Source organism: Gordonia malaquae NBRC 108250 (assembly GCF_000344135.1).
In the GTDB taxonomy this organism is placed as follows: domain Bacteria; phylum Actinomycetota; class Actinomycetes; order Mycobacteriales; family Mycobacteriaceae; genus Gordonia; species Gordonia malaquae.
Genome location: NZ_BAOP01000010.1, coordinates 159,547 through 177,691, shown reverse-complemented (window position 1 = coordinate 177,691; position 18,145 = coordinate 159,547). Strand labels below are relative to the sequence as shown.

13 protein-coding genes and 8 tRNA genes are annotated in these 18,145 nt (G+C 65.9%); 7 read left to right on the top strand and 14 right to left on the bottom strand.

Going from position 1 to position 18,145, the window contains the following annotated elements:
- Nucleotides 1-760: DUF1156 domain-containing protein (locus GM1_RS08545; RefSeq protein ID WP_008378092.1), on the bottom strand; the 760-nt coding region annotated here is incomplete at its 3' end.
- A 159-nt stretch (nt 761-919) separates the two neighbouring features.
- Here GM1_RS08545 and GM1_RS08540 point away from each other — a divergent pair.
- The gene (locus tag GM1_RS08540; protein WP_008378089.1) at nt 920-2,515 is read left to right on the top strand and encodes an HNH endonuclease signature motif containing protein; all 1,596 of its coding nucleotides are present in this window, start codon (nt 920-922) and stop codon (nt 2,513-2,515) included.
- A 220-nt stretch (nt 2,516-2,735) separates the two neighbouring features.
- Here the strand turns inward: GM1_RS08540 and GM1_RS08535 are convergent, their stop codons facing one another.
- The 10 genes from GM1_RS08535 to GM1_RS08490 all read right to left on the bottom strand — a co-directional run bounded on the left by GM1_RS08535 (nt 2,736) and on the right by GM1_RS08490 (nt 8,300).
- A complete protein-coding gene (locus GM1_RS08535) occupies nt 2,736-6,227 on the bottom strand; it encodes a helicase-related protein (protein ID WP_008378087.1) in 3,492 nt (1,163 codons plus the stop codon).
- Between the two features lie 57 nt (nt 6,228-6,284).
- Nucleotides 6,285-7,130 carry a DUF4261 domain-containing protein gene (locus tag GM1_RS08530; RefSeq protein WP_008378085.1) on the bottom strand — a complete coding sequence of 282 codons (846 nt, stop codon included), beginning with the start codon at nt 7,128-7,130 and terminating at the stop codon, nt 6,285-6,287.
- 110 nt (nt 7,131-7,240) lie between these two features.
- A tRNA-Val gene (locus tag GM1_RS08525) sits at nt 7,241-7,312 on the bottom strand.
- Nucleotides 7,313-7,334: 22 nt separating this feature from the next.
- Nucleotides 7,335-7,408 (bottom strand) — tRNA-Cys (locus GM1_RS08520).
- A gap of 26 nt (nt 7,409-7,434) precedes the next feature.
- Nucleotides 7,435-7,507 (bottom strand) — tRNA-Gly (locus GM1_RS08515).
- A gap of 105 nt (nt 7,508-7,612) precedes the next feature.
- Entirely contained in the window at nt 7,613-7,843 is a 231-nt protein-coding gene (locus GM1_RS22275) for a DUF4259 domain-containing protein (RefSeq protein WP_008378084.1), read from the bottom strand.
- Between the two features lie 58 nt (nt 7,844-7,901).
- Nucleotides 7,902-7,974 (bottom strand) — tRNA-Gly (locus GM1_RS08505).
- A gap of 55 nt (nt 7,975-8,029) precedes the next feature.
- Nucleotides 8,030-8,104, bottom strand: a tRNA-Val gene (locus GM1_RS08500).
- Between the two features lie 23 nt (nt 8,105-8,127).
- A tRNA-Cys gene (locus tag GM1_RS08495) sits at nt 8,128-8,201 on the bottom strand.
- A 26-nt stretch (nt 8,202-8,227) separates the two neighbouring features.
- Nucleotides 8,228-8,300, bottom strand: a tRNA-Gly gene (locus tag GM1_RS08490).
- A gap of 274 nt (nt 8,301-8,574) precedes the next feature.
- Between GM1_RS08490 and GM1_RS08485 the strand changes: the two genes are divergently transcribed.
- The 6 genes from GM1_RS08485 to GM1_RS08460 all read left to right on the top strand — a co-directional run bounded on the left by GM1_RS08485 (nt 8,575) and on the right by GM1_RS08460 (nt 13,016).
- Nucleotides 8,575-8,646: transfer RNA gene (locus GM1_RS08485), tRNA-Val, on the top strand.
- 332 nt (nt 8,647-8,978) lie between these two features.
- A complete protein-coding gene (locus GM1_RS08480) occupies nt 8,979-9,194 on the top strand; it encodes a helix-turn-helix domain-containing protein (RefSeq protein ID WP_008378082.1) in 216 nt (71 codons plus the stop codon).
- The gene (locus GM1_RS08475; RefSeq protein ID WP_008378080.1) at nt 9,191-10,657 is read left to right on the top strand and encodes an AAA family ATPase; all 1,467 of its coding nucleotides are present in this window, start codon (nt 9,191-9,193) and stop codon (nt 10,655-10,657) included. Before GM1_RS08480 ends, GM1_RS08475 begins: the two co-directional genes overlap by 4 nt.
- Nucleotides 10,658-10,659: 2 nt before the next feature.
- A complete protein-coding gene (locus GM1_RS08470; RefSeq protein ID WP_008378079.1) occupies nt 10,660-11,016 on the top strand; it encodes a hypothetical protein in 357 nt (118 codons plus the stop codon).
- A 139-nt stretch (nt 11,017-11,155) separates the two neighbouring features.
- On the top strand, nt 11,156-11,524 hold the full coding sequence (locus GM1_RS08465) for a hypothetical protein (RefSeq protein ID WP_008378078.1): 369 nt from the start codon (nt 11,156-11,158) through the stop codon (nt 11,522-11,524).
- Nucleotides 11,517-13,016: a relaxase/mobilization nuclease domain-containing protein gene (locus GM1_RS08460; protein WP_008378076.1), complete on the top strand. Its 1,500-nt coding sequence runs from the start codon at nt 11,517-11,519 to the stop codon at nt 13,014-13,016. The genes GM1_RS08465 and GM1_RS08460 overlap by 8 nt, the downstream gene beginning before the upstream one ends.
- 689 nt (nt 13,017-13,705) lie before the next feature.
- Here the strand turns inward: GM1_RS08460 and GM1_RS08455 are convergent.
- From GM1_RS08455 to GM1_RS08445, 3 genes are all read right to left on the bottom strand, one after another.
- A complete protein-coding gene (locus GM1_RS08455) occupies nt 13,706-14,884 on the bottom strand; it encodes a tyrosine-type recombinase/integrase (RefSeq protein ID WP_008378074.1) in 1,179 nt (392 codons plus the stop codon).
- A gap of 420 nt (nt 14,885-15,304) precedes the next feature.
- Nucleotides 15,305-16,321, bottom strand: a complete 1,017-nt coding sequence (locus GM1_RS08450) for an ABC transporter transmembrane domain-containing protein (protein ID WP_008378073.1) — start codon at nt 16,319-16,321, stop codon at nt 15,305-15,307.
- The gene (locus GM1_RS08445; RefSeq protein WP_008378071.1) at nt 16,318-18,081 is read right to left on the bottom strand and encodes an ABC transporter ATP-binding protein; all 1,764 of its coding nucleotides are present in this window, start codon (nt 18,079-18,081) and stop codon (nt 16,318-16,320) included. The genes GM1_RS08450 and GM1_RS08445 overlap by 4 nt, the downstream gene beginning before the upstream one ends.
- Between the last annotated feature and the right edge of the window lie 64 nt (nt 18,082-18,145).

Here is an 18,145-nt window from a genome sequence, read left to right as displayed (position 1 = left end):
GCCACCACTTGCTGGTAAGTGGCATGTCGATCTGGCATTCAGGGTTGGGGCAGGTCACTGTGCGTGCCCAGATCCACGCGATTACCGTCGCTTCGGACCCGTCAGGCAGCTTCGCCTTGGGGTAGAGGTGGCCGATTCGCTTCTCGGCCTCGTCGCGCATCCACTGGCCGTACCGCCGAACGTCTTCAGCGAGCCCGGTGGCGCGTGGCCAATCTTGGATGGTCTCGTCCGCGGCGCCGGGGAACACAGGCGGCTGACCGGAGAACTTCGGCGGAATCTCGATGAGCGCTTTGTTGATGAGAACCGCGACCGGGTTGAGGTCGGAAGCGTGTGCCTCAAGGCCGAGACGCTGGGCTTCGAGGGGGATAGAACCTCCGCCGGCGAACGGGTCGAGGATCGGAGGCGGGTTCCCATCGGTCGATTCGAGGATCTTCTGATGTGCCTCGGCGAGAAGTGCTTTGTCGTTGGAGTTCTCCCAGACGACGAGTCGCTCCATCAGGTCGAAGAGCTTCTTCCGCTCGGCGTTCTGCTCGTCCGCGGTGGTGTAGAGGTCGGGTCGCGAAGCGGGGTCGTCGACCAACTGAGCGAACAACACGGCACGCGCAGTTGCCAGGGGCTTTCGCGACCACCACAGATGCAGCGTCGACGGGTGCCCGTGCCGGATCGACTTCTCGCGGGCCGACTCCTCGTTGATCTTCTGCAGCGGGATGCTGACCTCGATCAACTTACGACGAACAACCTGTTGTGCATCAGTGGACACATGAACCCCTTGGCGACTGTCGATGGTGAGGTGAACAGACCAGGCTCTCACAATGCGGTGTGCGTGGATGAAGTGGGTCGAGAATTTGTCCGAATGGGTATTGACCAACATGGTGTGTGCAAGTAGAATCGAACGTAAGTTCGATCAGGGGGTTTGGAAATGAGTGTCACACTGGAAGGTCAGGCGGGAGCCACGGTCACCGTCGAAGACGGCGACATCGTCGTTCGAATCGTGATGCCCGCAGTGTCGGATGGAGACGATGCCGACGATGCGGCGCTTCTTCTGTTCGCGGCCCGCGCCGACTCGTTCCAGGGCTTCATGATGTGGGAGCGCTACGCGGCCGCGCACAAGCTGTGGCGCCGGAAGGTGGAGAGCGTCTCGACTGCGCTCGACGACCAAGGGGACTTGCGTGAGGACCAGGGGGAGTACGACGTCTTCACTCGCGTATACGACCCGCTGTGCCAGACGGCGGCTTCGTACGCGACGGTTGCGGGCGTCAAGCAGTTCACTGCGGAACTGTTCATCGACCGTGCGATCTCGTGCATGGAGCGCGTGCCGGAGGTTGGCTCGCTGATGCGCGACGGTGTGCTCATCCCACTCTGGTTCCACGCCGCCCTTGAGCAGACCGAGGCAGTGACCGACGAGGAGGTCCTCGCTGTCATCGACGCCGAAGCTGCGACCGCGCTCCGCGAAGCGGGCCAGTTGTCGAAGACTCGGGTGATCGAGATCGTGCAGGCCATCGTCGCCGAGCACGATCCCGAGGCAGCACGCGTCGCGCGTGAGACCGCAAAGGTGGGCAAGCGCGTAGTCGTCGAGCCGGTCGATGCAGATCTCGCGGAACTGAAGGTCACCGCATCGGTGGAGGACACGACCCTCGCCCTCAACTCCATCAACTCGGCGATGGCCGGCGCGTGCTCAAAGGACCCGCGCACCACCCAGGAGCGCCGATCGGCTGCCGCCATCGCGCTCCTGACCGGCGCACTGTTCACTTGCGAGTGCGACGATCCCGAATGCGAGGCGCGCGGCGGAGTCGACGCCGCGGCACAATGCGCCAAGGTGGTGCTGCACGCCATCGTGCGCCGGGAGAGCCTGACCGGCGAGTCGGACACGCCCGCCTACCTGGACGGGCACGGACCGATCTCGGCCGAGCACGCCCGCGACATCGCCGCGCGTTTCGACACCACTGTGCGGGACCTCGACCTCGGGGAGCTGCTGGATCGCACGTCGCAGCCCTCGGACGGGTACCGGCCGACCGCGGCCTGCGCGGTGGCGGTCCGTGCCGTCCACGGCCGGTGCACCCACCCCGGCTGCGACATGCCCGCGTGGAAGTGCGACCTCGACCACGTCGTCGAATACGACCACGACAACCCGGCTGCCGGCGGGGCCACCTGCCCGTGCAACCTCAACCCGAAGTGCCGTTTCCATCACGGGCTCAAGACCCACGTCGCCGGGTGGGTAGACGACCAGATCGTCGATGCGAACGGCGTCATCTGGACTGAGGTGACCACTCCCGAAGGAGTGACGGTCCGCTCCCGCGCGCTCAACGGTTGGTTGCTGCCCGAGCTCGGGCTGATTCCGTGCAGACACGACGACGCGGCCGGGTCCGCTCGGCCCGAGGCCGAGCCGGAACCTCAGCGACGGCTCACTCGGGCGGCGGCGAAACACCGCTACCGCATGCGGATTCGGGCGCTGAACCGCCGGAACGGGGTTGTTCGGCATGCAGCCGTTGTCGCGGCGGGGGAGCCGCCGTTCTGAGTGGGGTTGGTTGTTGCGGTGGTTTCGACACGCGATTCGCCCTAGCGGGCGAATCGCGGCTCAACCAGCAGGGAAAGCGGCGTCTCGGTTCAACCAGCGGGGAAAGCGGCGTCTCGGTTCAACCAGCGGGGAAAGCGGCGTCTCGGTTCAACCAGCGGGGAAAGCGGCGTCTCGGCTCAACCAGCAGGAAGTGGCGCTCGAGTGCGCTCGACGAACGGGGTCAGTGGGGCGGGGTGGCTTTCCGCCATGCTTTGGACCAGTTCAGTTCCACGCCGCTGACGTCGGCGTCGCCGAGCTTCACGCCGTCGAAGTAGTCGGACAGGTAGCGAACCTCGTCGAACGACGGACCCGCCGGGCTCACCGACACCATGGCAAGACGGTGATCACCCTCGGTGTTCAGCGCGTGCATCACCTGGTTGTACGAGACGTAGAAACTCTCCGCACCCTCGACGCGGCCCTTCACCTCGATGAACACCGACCGCGGACGTGCACCGTCCGAACCGACAGGAGGGAGGGAGAGGATGTCGTAGCCGGGGTTGTTGTGAGCCATCTCCGTCGGAGTCCGCCCCAGCGCACGTTCAGCAGCGAGCACCGCGGCGACGGCCCGCGCATCGGTGAGGGTGGAATCCGACGCATACCTGCTCGCGTCGCCGCCGACCATCCCCGCCGGGATCACGACGAACGCCGATTCGATCTTCGGCGGTCGGGCAGACAATGCGCGGTCGTCCTCCAACTCGGTCAACCGCGCAGTCAGCCGTGCTTCCAAATCGTGCGCCTGCCGCGTGAGCCGTTCCGGGCTCAGACGGTTGCGTCGAGTGCTCCGACCGGAGTCGGCCTCTTCCCGGCGTTGCGCAGCCTCAGAGTGAAGAAAGTTCACCTGGTCGACGAGCCTCGAACGTACCGCGGCCTCCACCCGATCCACCTCGGGAACAATTCGGCGTCGAACGCTCGTCAGATGGTCGGGAACCGAGTGGCGCGTCAACCACCCGAGCGCGCTGTCGACGAAACGATCCTCGTCGAAGGCAAAGGTTCCCGCGACTGAATCGGGGAGCGGCGACAGGTCCAGTTGAGGGGCAGGCCCCGCGTCGGTCACCGATCCGTCGGCGTCGACTGCCACAAACGCGAACTGGCGGCTCACCACGGTTCCCGAACCGTCGACAACCTCTGACGTCGCGGCGACGACCACCCGAGGTGATGTGCCGGGATCTGTCGGATCGAATAACGTCGCACCCGCACGCAAGAGGCCGCCGTCTCGTTCCAGAACTCCGTCAAGAACCGAATCCAACAGCGGATGACCGGGCGCCAACAATTCTGCGCGCACCGGAGCAGACTGCCCGGCGACGGACGACACCGCTGCGGGTTCGAACGTCACCCGCTCGTACGACCTGGTCACCGGCCGCCACGCATGCTCTTTCCGGACTGACCTATTCCGCAGCGACGCAGGCACGTTCGAGATCTGGTATCGCGCTCTTTCCCTCTTCGCGAGGCGGCCGCCGAACGTAGCGAAGGCACGCGTGAAGAACTGCTCGATGTAGTGCGGTTGCAGGCGACGCGCGGTCGCTTCGTCCATCTCGCGGCGCAACCTGGCCAATTCGAGCGGATCCAACGTCTCCTTGGCGAGAGCCCGTTCGGACACCAGGGTCTCGCAGCCCGCGGCGACCTCGGCGTCGACGACCCGTTCGATCTCCTCGATGCGCGCGGGGTCGTCGCCATAGAGGATCGCGTCCCACAGCAGATCGCGGAGCGGTCGGCCCGAGAACGCCTCGTCGCCCAGAACGTCGAACAGCTTCCCGCCGTAGGCGGCACGTTGCTGTTCCATCTTCGCGAGGAGACGGGTGTACACCTGCCCCTCTCGAGTCTCGGCGGCGACGATGTTCCACAGTCGGCACACGTTCTTCTGGCCGATGCGATGGACACGTCCGAATCGCTGCTCGAGTCGATTCGGGTTCCACGGAAGGTCGTAGTTCACCATCAGATGCGCTGCCTGCAGATTCAGTCCTTCACCTGCGGCGTCGGTCGCGACGAGCACCAACCGATCGGGTTCGTTGGTGAACTGCTCACGGATCGCGACCCTGTCCGTCCTGCGGGTTCCTCCGTGAATCGTCACCACGGCGTCGTCGGACCCGAGCACGTTCCGGATCTGGGTCACCAGGTACTCGAGCGTGTCCTTGTGCTCAGTGAAGACGATCAGCTTGCGAGGTGTGCCCGTCGAGTCGCGGAGCAACTGGCGGTCGGTCAACAGGCTCCGCAGCTCCGCCCACTTTCGATCGTCGCCCCGGTCGCGGACTCGTGTCGCGAGTCGAACGAGGTCCTCGAGGATTGCGATCTCGGCATCGAGTTCGGCGACGGTGCGAGCCGCGGTCGCCGCGTCGACGACCTCCTCCTCGAGGTGCTCGAACTCCTCCGCGCTGAACTCGTCCGGATCGTCGAATAGATCGGGAGCGGGCAGGACGATCCGATCGTCTGCAGGTACCCGGCCTGCGATGAGATCGGCGCGTCGGCTCGCCAGCCGGTCGCGGCGCCGCTGGAGACTGCGCAAGACGGCGTGGGTGCTCGACGCGAGGCGGCGCTGCAGGACGGTCAGCGCAAACCCGACGGTCCGACGTTTCGGGGAGTCGGGCGACTTCTCGGCGCGATTCATCTCGACCCGGACATATTGGGTGACGGCCTCGTACAGTTCGGCCTCGCCGTCCGAGAGCTCGTAGGGGACGGTCTCGGCGATGCGCTCGGGAAACAGCGGACGTCCCTCGAACGTCAGCAACTCCTCCTTCACCATCCGACGCATCACCCCGGTGGTGTCCGTGGTGCCTGTGCGTCGCTTACGACCCGCGAATCGGTCCTCGTCGAGCAGCGACATGAACAGTTCGAAGTTGTCGTCGTTTCCCGAATGTGGGGTCGCCGACATCAGCAGGAAGTTGCGGGTGACGCCGCCGAGCACTCGTCCGAGCTTGAACCGTTCGGTCTCGCGGATCTCGACGTCGGAACCCTGCCACGATGCGGACATCCGGTGCGCCTCGTCGACGACGATGAGGTCCCATTCGCTTTGATCGAGATGTGCGACCAGTTCAGGATCACGCGCCAGTTGATCCATCCGCGCGATCATCAGCGGGTGCTCGTCGGTGAACGGGTCGCCGCCCGGACTCGCGTTGATCAGTTCGCGAGTGAGCAATGTGGTGACGATCCCGAACTTGGTGAGGAGTTCTTCCTTCCACTGTTCAACGAGTCCACCGGGCGCGACGATCAGCATCCGCTTGAGGTCGCCCCGCAACTGTAGTTCTTTTGCGTAGAGGCCGGCCATCACTGTCTTGCCTGCGCCGGGATCGTCGGCCAAGAGGAAACGGAGCGGGGTGCGGGGGAGAAGCTCGCCGTAGACGGCGCGGATCTGGTGGGGAAGCGGCGAGATGTCGCTGGTTCCGACGGCGGACATCGGATCGTGCGCCGCGGTCATCCGGATGCGGAGCGCTTCCACCGCGATGCGGTAGGCGGCGGGGTCCGCGTCGAAGGTCCATAACCGTTGCGACGTCGGCTCGACGACGAACGACGAGAGGTCGTCGGCGAACACCATCTCCTCGCGGACCCCGAGACGTTCATCGCGGACGACGAGGACTGCGGCTTCGCCGGACAGCGTGACGGCGATCAGCTCGACGGGCTGCCTCCACCGCCCGGATAGTCGTTGTCCGGGGCGGAGCTCAGAGAAGGAATCGACGGCCATTCTGCACACCATAGTGTGCAGAACCGACAGTCTCGGCGTCGGACGCCGTGGGGGACGCTACTTCCGACGGAACCAACCGCGTTTCTTAGGCTCCGGTTCGGCGACGACGGGCGCTGCCGGTTCTGCGTCGCCGAAGGTGAGTTGCATGACCTCTTTCCCTTCGATGACGACCGACGGCACGTGGTGGGCGACGACTTCGGCGTCGGTGGTACTGCCGAGCGTGTCGCCGTCGCCGATGACGGGTCCGTTCTGCAGGAGGTAGATGGCGATGTTCGCCAGTCGCGCGAACGTCTCCTCGGCGGTCTCCGGCGACTCCGGGATCTCGATGTCCTTGAGCCCGAGCATGTCCAGACCCATCGTGTGGCCGGTCATCACGCCGTCGGTGCGCGGCGCGACGTTCAGGGCGACCCATGCGGGCAGGATCGGCTCTGGCAGGGTCTCGATGGCCAGCTCGCGGAACAGGGACGGCAGGATCACGTGGTCGGCGCTGCCGAAGTACACGGCGATCACGGTGTCGGTGAGGGCGATCGTCGAGGCGATCACCTTCGACAGCAGCACGGCGTCGGCGATCGCGTGCCGATGGTTCGTGTCCTGGCCCGGTCGGAGCACGGTGACGATGGTGTGCGCGTCGTGGGTGCCCGGAACGGGTGAGGTATCGGGCCACAGGCGGCTGTACTGAGCGATCTCCGGCAGGTTGTCGCTTGCGGCTGCGGGAATGCCCATCAGCGCGATCATCGTGTCGCCGTACGACAGGGTGAGTGGTGCATCGTCGCCCTCGGACGGGTCGACGGTCAGGATCGACGCGTCCAGATCCGGGAAGTCGGCGAGCAACTGAGTCCGGAGCCGGGGGCCGTCGACGGCGGGATCGAGACGGTCCTGGAACAACATGGCGAGGCTGGGCACGGCTGCTCGGGTCCTTACGTTCGGTTACACGAGGGGAGTGGCTGTCACGGTACCTGCCGGCTCAGAACACACTGAAGGCCCGTCGAGATTCGACGGGCCTTCAGTGACTGTGCGCGATACAAGGATTGAACTTGTGACCTCTTCCGTGTCAGGGAAGCGCTCTCCCACTGAGCTAATCGCGCGGGATTGTGAAGTTGTCAGGCGTGGAGGTGGCGACGGGAATCGAACCCGTGTGCACGGCTTTGCAGGCCGTTGCCTCACCACTCGGCCACGCCACCAACGCGAGGGCAAAGCCCTCGTTCCGAGCGGATGACGAGATTCGAACTCGCGACCCTCACCTTGGCAAGGTGATGCGCTACCAGCTGCGCCACATCCGCGTGCCGCTGAACTGTTGTTCACCAGCGAGATGAAACTCTAGCGGGTCAACCCTCCGGATTCCAAACCGGGTCGACGAATCGGTCGCTCGTTGTGCCGACTGCCTGTCATGCGGGCGGGATGCTTGCGCGTGACGCTGTGAGCCATTCGCCGAGGTCCGCGGACTCTTCCCAGAGTTCGTACAGTTCAGATGTGTCACCGTCCGCGAGTACTCGTCCTGTCCAGTCGCGCAGACGTCCGAGCTGCTCGTCGGTGAGGCTCGTCGCGAATGCGACGGCGTCCACATCGGCCGGGCCGCCAGACCCCTCGCCACGACCGATCGTGACCAGGGCGCCCAACGCAATGGCGAGGAAACGACAAAGTCCCGGTCGCGCGGGCGACCGGGACTTGTCTCTGAGCGGATGACGAGATTCGAACTCGCGACCCTCACCTTGGCAAGGTGATGCGCTACCAGCTGCGCCACATCCGCGTGTGCCAGGAATCCTGGCCAATGAAATAACCCCTGTCAACAGGGGCTATTCATCTGGTGCGCGATACAAGGATTGAACTTGTGACCTCTTCCGTGTCAGGGAAGCGCTCTCCCACTGAGCTAATCGCGCGGGACTTGTGAAGTTGTCAGGCATGGAGGTGGCGACGGGAATCGAACCCGTGTGCACGGCTTTGCAGGCCGTTGCCTCACCACTCGGCCACGCCACCATCGCAAGAGGCAAGCTCTTGTTCCGAGCGGATGACGAGATTCGAACTCGCGACCCTCACCTTGGCAAGGTGATGCGCTACCAGCTGCGCCACATCCGCATGTACCGGCGAGCTTGCCTTTTGGGCGCCGCTCACCAGCGACATGAACACTATAGGTCTCGTGCTGTGATGACAAATCGCGAGGTCAGGGTCTTACATTGATGTGTTTTCGCAGGTGGCGCGTCATTGTTGCGTGCATGACGCGTGAACGAGGGGCCACCGACAGGGGGATTGGGCCTGGCTCGGGGGTGAGTTGGCGTCGCTCGACGTGAGTGTGTAATCTCATTCCTCGTGCGAACCGCTGCAACGCGGAGCGCACGACAACGCAATATCTGGTCCCGTGGCTCAGTGGAAGAGCGTCCCGTTCACACCGGGAAGGTCGCTGGTTCGATCCCAGCCGGGACCACAAGAAGAAACCCCCTGGTCACAGGGGGTTTTCTTGTGTCTGCAGGGTGGGTACCCAGCGGGTTTGGGTACGTGGTGGGTACGCGTACCCAACCGGCGGCGGTGGGTACATCGGCGGTTGACGGTCTCTGTCGGTTTCCGTACTGTTGTCGCCAAGCGGCCCTAGGGTCGCGGCCTAAACAGTTAACGGCAAGTGCGGGTGGTTAAGAGCTACCGTGCGACGAGCGACAGCGCCGACGGCGCTCCGCTGCCACCTCCACCTCACGGTGTCAGATTCCCGGTCATAGGGCGGTGCAGCGGGTCACTCGAAGGAACGATCCTTCGAGGTGACCCATGTCCACACCCATTCCGACGATCACTGTCGACGACGACCTGCGGGCGTACTCCAAGCGCGAAATCCAAGAGCGCCTGGGCATTTCTGAGCGGTCGGTCGACCGGCTGATCGACCGGGGCGAGCTCAAGACGGTTTTCCCCCGGCGCTCCGGCGTCCCTACCCGTATCACCGCCCGCTCGCTGCGCGCGCTCATGTATGGCGGTGCGCAGGGATGACGACAACAGAAAACCCCGCCGGTGTGACCGACGGGGCTCAGGTGGATGGGGCGTCCAGCAGCAACAATACCACCGCCGAGGTGGCATTGACAGCACTCACTGAGGCGCTGAGAACTGTCGGCGAGATCGACGCGTCGGGGAAGATCGTTGACGTCACCGACGACGCCCGCCTCGGCGCTCGTCTGATCGCCCTCGGCCCCGATGTGATCGGTCGCTTCACTGACGCGGTGCGGCGGCGCGAAATCGGGTACGACGGGATTCGTACTCTCGTGGCCGATCACGCGAAGAGGCAAGCGGCGTCCCTGTTGGCCGGTGCCGAGGCCGTCGTCGAGCCGATTCCGATCGGCCTCGACGCGCTCGGGGAGGTCGATCTGACGACGCTCACCGTGACCGCCGAACCGGCATGCGGCCCGTATCTCGATGGTTTGATCGCAGAGAAGGGCCTGACCCTGCTCGTCGGTCGCGGAGGCGTCGGCAAAACGTGGGCGGCCGAGGCGGCGTGTCTGGATGCGGAAGACGCCGTGTATCTCGACCTCGACGGCAACGGTGTTCCGGCCCTCTACGGCCGCCTTCAGCTGCTCGGCGCGAGCGACGCGATGATTCGCACCCGTGCGGTCAACATCGTGTCCCCGGTCGACGTTGCGGCGATGCACCGGATGTCCACGTACGACGCTCTCGTCGGAATCCTTCGGGGCCTCGAACAACACCCGCCGAAACTGATCGTCATCGACTCGTTCGCCAAGGCGATGGACGCGATGGGGGGCGAAGAAAATTCGGCCACCGACGTCAATCGGTTGTTCGCTCTCGTGGAGCGACTTCGCACCATCACGTCGGTCATCATCATCGACCACGTCGGGCACGAAGCGGCGACCCGTCCGCGGGGCGCGTCGGCGAAGATTGACACCCCCGATTTCGTGTTGCTGTTGACCCGTCCGACGACGCAGCCGGGCAAGGGCGAGGAACCCCAACCGGCGGCCGTCCCCGGACGGGTCGCCTGGGGCGACGTGGTGGCCGTCAAGGACAGGACGGGCGCACTCACCCACCACGTCGGCGGGGGTGCCGTCGAGGGCTTCCTCGGCCGCCTGACGGTGACCGAGGGCGATCCCTGGCAGGTGTCCCTGGCGACGGCCAAGAAGGCCAAGGCGGACGCCGACAGTGCCGCGTCGGTGGCGCGCATGAACGGGACCGATCCCGAGTCGCAGCGTCGCCGTCTGATCGCCGCACTGATTGACGCCTCGGACCCCGACGGGATCGCGCCGACGGCGCTCGCCGAGGCGGTCACCGACGCCGACGACGAAGCGGTCCGCATGCCGCGTGCGAAGGCGCGGGCATGGGTGAACGACGTGATCGATGAATGGACGGCCGCCGGTCGCGTCGGGACACGCCGCGAACGCGGCGGAATGCGGGTCGTCGGGATCGATCCCGACGACGACAACAACGACAACGACAACGAAGGGAACTGACAATGGCGTCACTGGCACAGGAAATCGCGAAGGCAGAGAAGGCGGAGAAGGCCGCTAAAGCACGCCTGCGGAAGGCGAAGGCGGCGCAGCGGGCGGCGGCGAAGAAGAAGGCCGACCGCGATGCAGTGAAGTTCGGTCGGGCGCTCCTGGCCGCCGTCGGCGGCGACACCGAGGCCGCTCGGAAAGTGATCGCCGACGCCGCCGAGTTGCGCGAGTTGATCGCCGAAGCGGAGGGGGCCGAGGAACCGGACCCAGCCGGTGAAGCTGAGGCCGATTCGTTGATCGATCTCGGCGACGGTCGGAACGTTCCGGCGTGGTCGCCGGATGACCCGCGTACCGCCCCCGGCGGTGCGTTGTGAATCCCGACGGAGGCGAGCGGAGCGAGACCGGAGTCGGGGCGCCGCATTTGGACGGGAAGGGCGAAGCCCTGTACGTACAAATGCTTTGGTGCCCTTGCAACCACCCACTGTTTCGACACCGCGTAGCGGGGTGGTTGCAGTGAGCACGAAAGCGCGGCGTTTCGAGCTCAGGCTCGGGGACGCCGAGGCCGACCAGCTCGCCGCCCTCGGGCGGCGGCTGGGTCTCGGCCGGTCAGCGACCGTCCGGGCGTCGATAGACGCCCTGGACGCGGTTACCGACGGCCGTCGGCCGTCGGTGCCGCTGCCGCCGTCGGCGGCCGAGCAGGCGGCCCTGGCCGAGCGGGTGGCGTTGCGTAAGGAACTGAACCAGCTCCGGGGCATCGTGAACCCGATTGCGCGTCGGATTCACTCGGGCGATCCCGACGCTGCCGCGCTCGTTGACGAGTTCATGGAGCAGATCGCCGGGGTGGTCGATCGGGTGAGCGAGGGGGCGAGGGCCGATGAGTGAGTCGAGCATCGACGGCGCGGTCGTCGTCACGCAGAAGATCGAGCCGGGTCGGATGGTTCCGTACGTGCGGTACATGGTCACGCCGAAGGGCGGCGACGGTACCGCTCGCGTGCTGTCGATCATCAACGACATGGGACCGGAAACGCCGGATGGATTGATCGCTGCCGCCGTGGAGATGGACGCGATCATGCGCCAGACAACGCGCAAGAACCACGGCGATGACGTAGTGATCTCGTTCAGCCCGAAGCGGTTCAATCCGAGCAACCCGGCGCACGTGGCCGAGGCCCGCGAGATCGTCGCCGAGACGTTGCGCCGGGTGGTGCCCGACACGCCCCACTTGGCCGTGCTCCAGGGCGACAACGGGGTGTTGCACGCTCACCTCGCGGTACCGAATCACATCGTCCAAACCGGCAAGGCTCGTCGTACCGGTTGGCACCACCAGGAATGGCGCGATGTGAACGACCAAGTGCTCCGTGAACACGGCATCGAACCGATTGTGCCGGGTCGATCCGCTCGGTCGGAAGTCGAGCGGGTCGCGGCAGCGCGAGGCCTGCTCGTACCGGATCACGACGCGTTGATCGCGATGGAGCCGAGCACGATTACGCCGAGGGAACTCGACTCGTTCCTCGCCGCACACATCGGCGAGGCGATCATCGACGGCCGCCTGTCGGCGGTGCCGGGACCCGGTGAGGCGGTCTCGGTGCCGATCAACGACGACACCGCGTTGTCGGTGCGGTGCGGCACCCGAGGCGGTCTGTCGTACGCCGTCACCGACAGCGACGGCGTACCGGTGCGGACCGCACCAGGTAAGCGCGGCGGCAAGCCGACGCCTATCGCGCGCAGCGCCGGGAAGCTCGACCGGGCGCACCACACCGAGGCCGACGGCCGCGACGCGCTGTACGGCTCGCTGTGGCTGGCCGATCAGATCGCCGCGATGTCGGCAGAACAGGAACAGGAGAAGGAAGATGACCGAGAAGCCGTTGAGCGCCGCCGAGAAGCTGAGGCGCTTGAAGCAGCAGCGCGCGCAGAAGCCGACCGAGCAGCAGCCGCCGCCGAGCGTGACGGCGTGCCCCTCGGCGACGACGCCGAGCGAATCGGCGAGCGAACCAGCGGCCGAAGTGGACTCGGAGTGGATCATCGACCTGTTGGGGCCTCGGCCGAACAAGGTGACCGATCCCAGCCGCTGGAGGTCGTGGGGGAATCTGCGGGAACAGCGGTTCTGGGATCAGGAGGAGCCGACGGAGACGGACCGGGCGGTGGTCGAGAAGCTGGGTCCGTGTCCTGGCATCGAGGCGGACCCGGCGGCGTGGAGCCGGTGGCAGTCCGCCGAGTGGCGAATGCGAAAAGAGCTGTCGCGCTGATGCACGCGGCAGCGATCGAAGGTGCCGCCGACGGGGCGGAACCGACGACCAACGTCGTCGCGGCCACGGGGCCGACGGTGGTGGGCAACCACGGGCGCACCCGTGAGGAACGGCAACACGGCGACAAGTAGTTGAATCCATCGGCCTGCCGCTTGCGGCCGGCCGATGGGCCGCCCCGCGAGGGCAACAGACAGAACACCCCTGGAACCATCGCTGGTTCCAGGGGTGTTCGCCGTTCGATGGGTCCGTAGGGGCACCCCGTTGACCTGCGGTTTCTATTCGACCGTAAGGGTGCCCTAAAAAACGCTCTGACCTGCGGTTTCTATTGCGCCGTTGTATCGCGCCGCGGACCAAAAACGGCGCGATTGAAAACTGGCTCTGACCTGCGCATACGATGTTGCGCGGAGGTATTGGACCATCGCGCCAGGGTGTGTACGAAGTACCACCCTGGCGGGAGGTCCAACACCGGAGCGCCACCAAGCCCGCGACGGCGGAAGAATGGAAGAGAAGTACTCAACGGGATCAGGGTAGATGAAGTGGGCTGCTGGGCGCTATCGCGCCGCGCTCCCGGGCCTTCGGCCCTCCCGCGCTTCGCGATGCGCCACGCGGGTGCAGAGGTTGGGGCTTTCGACGTGCTGGGATGGGTGGCTATGGTGCCCGCTGTCAACGGACCATCCCAACCCATCGTCTCCACGACGTCGACAGCTGCACACTCGCAACCGTGGTCACCCTCCCGACCTCCCTGGGCGCTGGTGAAGCGCGGGAGGGCCGAAGGCCCGGGAGCGCGGCACCACCGCCCAGGGAGCGCAACCAGCATCGTCTACGGACGCGCAGCGCGACGCGCAAGCTCGTCGTCGCGGGAGCCGCTGTGCTGATACCTCATAGCGGCCTTCGCCGAGCTGTGACCGAGGCGCGCCATCGTCTCGGCCACGGTCGCGCCCGACTGTGCGTACCGGGTGCCCGCATAGTGGCGTAGCGAGTGGAACGTGACATCGGGGCATCCGGCGGCCTTCCTGGCCTTCCGCCACGCGTTGTTCACCGACGATTGCGACACGTAGTTGCCCTGCGTATCGGTCCACAACAACGCCCCTGGCTTCATCCCCTCGACGTGCGCGGCGACGATCGCCGCATCGCCGCCGAAGAGGGCGATAACGCGTTGCCCAGCAGCGGTTTTCGTGGGTCCGGCTTCGCGGGCCAAGCCGGAACCCTCCACGACGGACCGCTCGACGACGACGCGGACAGCATCCACGTTGCCGTCGTCGTCCCGCTCCACGGCTACGTCGTCGCTGGTCAAGCCGAGCGCTTCGCCGTATCGCAATCCACCGGCAGCGGCGATGACAACGAGCGCCTTGTAGCGACTTTCGATGTGCGTGATGAGCGAATCGAGCTCGTCGTCGGTGGGCGGACGGACTTTCCGGCCGGTGGAAGTAATCGACCCGCCTTTCACACGGCACGGGTTCGCGCTCAATAGCTCGTCCTCGACGGCCGTCTTCATGATCGATTTCATGAGGTCGTAGGCGCGCGCTGTTTGGGTGAGCTTCCCGCCTTTCAGCAGGTCGGAGCGCCAATCGCGCACCATCTCGGGCGTGATCGCGTTCAACGGCTGTTCGGACCAGAAGGCAAGAGGGCCGGTATCGAGCATTCGTTCATACTCTTTGCGTGTCCGGGGGCGCAGCGCCTCGCCCTTGCTGTTCGTGCGCGTCTCGATCCAGCGGGCGGCATAGGTGCCGAACGGTGTGGCCGCTGCTGCTGCCGCTGCGGCGTGCTCGGCGGCCTGCCGCGCCGCAACGTCAGGGTGTACCCACGTACCGCTCGCGAGGGCCGCCTGCTGGATCGAAAGCCATTGCCGCGCTTCGCTTTTCGTCGCAAAAGTCCCTGGTGCGGTGATCCTGCGTTCGGCTGCGGCCTTCCCGCTGGTGCCGTGCGGGTCCGGTTCGGTGAAGCGGGCGCGATAGCGGCCATTCGGGCGCTTGTCGATCATTCCGAACGATTCGGCCATGGTGTTCCCCTCTCGTGTGGGTACGTGGTGGGTACCCAGGATGGCAGATTGTGACGATTCGTGGCGAGTCTAGACGGCTCTATAGGGCTATTACCTGCACAAACATGATTCTACCTTGATGGTGGCTGCTGGTTCGATCCCAGCCGGGACCACAACGAAAAGACCCGCAGGAAACTGCGGGTCTTTTCTGCATCCAGGGGAGGAGATGGGGTTGCGTACGGCACTTCTTGTGGCGAGGTGGGCCGCTCTGCTGGTCGTCACTGCAGGCTTCGTGTCTGCGGCGGCAGCGTTTCAGCCGAAGGCGGCTGATCACGATCAGTTCGCTCGCGACGTGGATCGTGGAGCCGTCGACATCGTGCTCATCGACAGTGCGGAGTCGGACGCGCTGATCTCGGCCGTCACGTGGTCGACAGGTCCCTTTCACTGGCGGACGGGCCCTGCGGCCGCAGTTTCTGTCGAGGTCGGTGAGTTCAAGCAGCGAATGCACGACAAGGGTCTTGAGGTCGACATCGCGCGCGATACCCCGAAGTTGATCAGCTGGCCTTCTCGTGCGCCCGGGTGGGTGGTCAGTGTGCTTGCTCTGGTCTGGCTCGTGACGTTCCTGGCGATGGTCTCGTCGACTCCCAGTTCGGAGTTCACCGCGGTGAACTGGCGCTCCGTCGCACGGTGGGCGTCGTACGCGGAGAGCATGTCGCGGGCGGCGTACACGTCCTCCGCGTGCGCCGTCAGAGACGACTGCGCGGCCCACTGCCTCTTCACGTGGGGACGCGCGAATCGCAGAATCAATGCGACGGCGACCGCGGAGATCGGGACGGTCAGGAACGCGATCATCGCGAAGAACCCGGACACCCAGATCAGCGCCGCCGACACCCCGACGATCGTCAACAACACGACCGGGAGTTGGACGAACACCGGACCGATCAGGGTCGCCACATTGTCGACGTCGACGGTGACGGCGTTGAGCACCTCGCCCCGACGTCCGCCTTCCAGGGCAGTCACCGGCATCCGGTGGAGTTTGCTCTCCACCCGTCGCCGAAGTCTCCGGATCGCCCGTTGAACGGCGGCGTTGAGAATCAGGCCGCCGCCGATGCGAGCGCCTGCGGCCAGGACGAATGCGGCAAGTGTCACGGCCGTGTATGTCCACAGCGGCGACCAGTCGATCCCGACTCCGGGCGTGGCGCCGATCGCCGAGACGATATTGGCCTGACGGTCGTCACCGGCTTCCCGAAGGGCTTCGACCATCTGGTCGTGGGTCGCACCTTCGTCCAGGTTCGCGCCGAGAGCTCCCGCGAAGATGATGTTGGTGACCTGAGCGAGGAGCCAGGGGACCGCCACCGTCAGCAGAGCGGACACGATCGCGAGGGCCAACGCCCAGGTGAGGCTACGACCCGCGCCGAGGAAACGTCGGACTTCGCCCAGAGCCCGGAATATCTTCATCGGGCCCGCACCGGGGCTTGTGCGTCTGCGATCTCGCGGTACACGCTGCATCGTTCCAGCAGGTCACGGTGCGAACCCTGGTCGACGACGCGTCCGAGCTCGAGCACGGCGATCAGGTCGGCAGTGCGCACCGAATGAATCTGCTGGGCCGCGATGAGGAATGTGGTGCGAGGCAGATGGGCCCGAACCGACGTGAACACCTGCGATGCGGTGGACCGGTCCATCGCGGAGAACGCGTCGTCGAGAACCATCACCCGGGGCCTGTGCAGGAGTGCACGGGCGATCGCGAGACGTTGCCGTTGGCCTCCAGAGAAGTTCGATCCGCCCTGGGACACGGCCGCGTCGAGGCCGCCGCGATCGGCGACGGTGTCGGCCATCTTGGTCACCCGCAGTGCTTTCCACACCAGGTCGTCAGTCGCGTCGTCGTAGGCGAGGCGCAGATTGGACGCGACGGTTCCGGCGATCAGCGCATGACGCTGGCCGACGTAGGCGACTTCTGATCGCACCGCGGTCAACGGCCAGTCGGCGATCGGACGGTCGCCGAGGGCCACTTCGCCTGCGGACGAGTCCAGGAGGCGCGGTACGAGGGACAAGAGCGTCGACTTGCCGCTCGACGTTCCCCCGATCACCGCTGTCACGCCGCCGGGGACGCATCGCAGGGTCACATCGGACAGTGTGAGTTGCTCGGCGCCGGCATACCGCACGTCGACCGAACGGAAGTCGACATCCAGCACACCGCGCGGTCGATCCGGAATGTCCGTCGGTCCAGGATCCGGGACGTCTTCGTCGAGGACCTCGCGGAGGCGGATGGCACTCGCCTCGGCGCGGGGGAGGACCGCGGCCAGGGCCACGAACAGCGACACTCCGCTCACGATCTGCATCAGGTAACCGGAGAACGCGGTGAGCCCGCCGATGGTGAGGTCGTCTGACTCGATGAGGTCCGCACCGATGACGTTCGTGGCGACCACCGCGACGTTGGCGATCAGCAACACCGAGGGCAACAGCAGGACCTGCAACGCCCCGACGCGCCGCGCGAGGACGGTCAGTTCCGTGTTCGCGATTCCGAACCTGTCAGACGCCGTGTGCTCCCGGCGGAACGTTCTCAGGATGCGAGTGCCGGTCAACTGCTCACGCAGCACTCGGTTCACCGCGTCCACCGCGCGCTGCAGCCGGCCGGCCAAGGGCGTCACCCGTGCCACGTACAGCCCGACGACCACTCCGAGGAGAATCGCCGTCACGACGATCACCGGCGCGAGCTGCACCGATTGGCGCAAGGACAGGATCACCGCGCCGACGGTCACGATCGGCGCGGACATCGCGACGCTGGTGAACGCGAAGACCGTGCGTCCCACGACTCCGGTGTCGGCGGAGGTCCGTGTGAGCATCGACGCGGTACCGAGTTCGTGGTAGTCGGCGGTCGACAGTTCCCCCGCGCGCCGATAGACGGCCAGCCGCAGATCCGCGGAGATCCCGGCGGCGATCGCCGAGCCGCACGCGACCGCCGCCATCGAGGCGACGAGGCCTATCAGAACGACGCCGATCATCAACGCGCCCATGCGCTGCACGTAGTCGACGTCGCCCGCGATCACACCCGCGTCGACGATCCGCGCGTTGAACGCAGGTTGCGCGAGCCCCGCTGCCATCGCCACCAGTTGTGCGACGAGAACTCCCGCGGTCAGGGCTTTACGACTCGAGATGGCGGGAACGGCGAGCGAGACGATAGCCCATGTCCGCCGCCGCTCGGCCCGTCTGCCTGTCACACGCCCATATTGCACGGCGGCCGCTGCGGGCGTGGGCGGACCGGTGGGTTTGGCGCAGCAGCAC

Excerpts from the sequence above, each read along its gene's own strand:
- GM1_RS08535 (WP_008378087.1), bottom strand. The coding sequence starts at position 6,227 with ATGGCCGTCGATTCCTTCTCTGAGCTCCGCCCCGGACAACGACTATCC.
- GM1_RS08460 (WP_008378076.1), top strand. The coding sequence starts at position 11,517 with ATGAGTGAGTCGAGCATCGACGGCGCGGTCGTCGTCACGCAGAAGATC.
- GM1_RS08455 (WP_008378074.1), bottom strand. The coding sequence starts at position 14,884 with ATGGCCGAATCGTTCGGAATGATCGACAAGCGCCCGAATGGCCGCTAT.
- GM1_RS08480 (WP_008378082.1), top strand. The coding sequence starts at position 8,979 with ATGTCCACACCCATTCCGACGATCACTGTCGACGACGACCTGCGGGCG.
- GM1_RS08475 (WP_008378080.1), top strand. The coding sequence starts at position 9,191 with ATGACGACAACAGAAAACCCCGCCGGTGTGACCGACGGGGCTCAGGTG.
- GM1_RS08470 (WP_008378079.1), top strand. The coding sequence starts at position 10,660 with ATGGCGTCACTGGCACAGGAAATCGCGAAGGCAGAGAAGGCGGAGAAG.
- GM1_RS08450 (WP_008378073.1), bottom strand. The coding sequence starts at position 16,321 with ATGAAGATATTCCGGGCTCTGGGCGAAGTCCGACGTTTCCTCGGCGCG.
- GM1_RS08540 (WP_008378089.1), top strand. The coding sequence starts at position 920 with ATGAGTGTCACACTGGAAGGTCAGGCGGGAGCCACGGTCACCGTCGAA.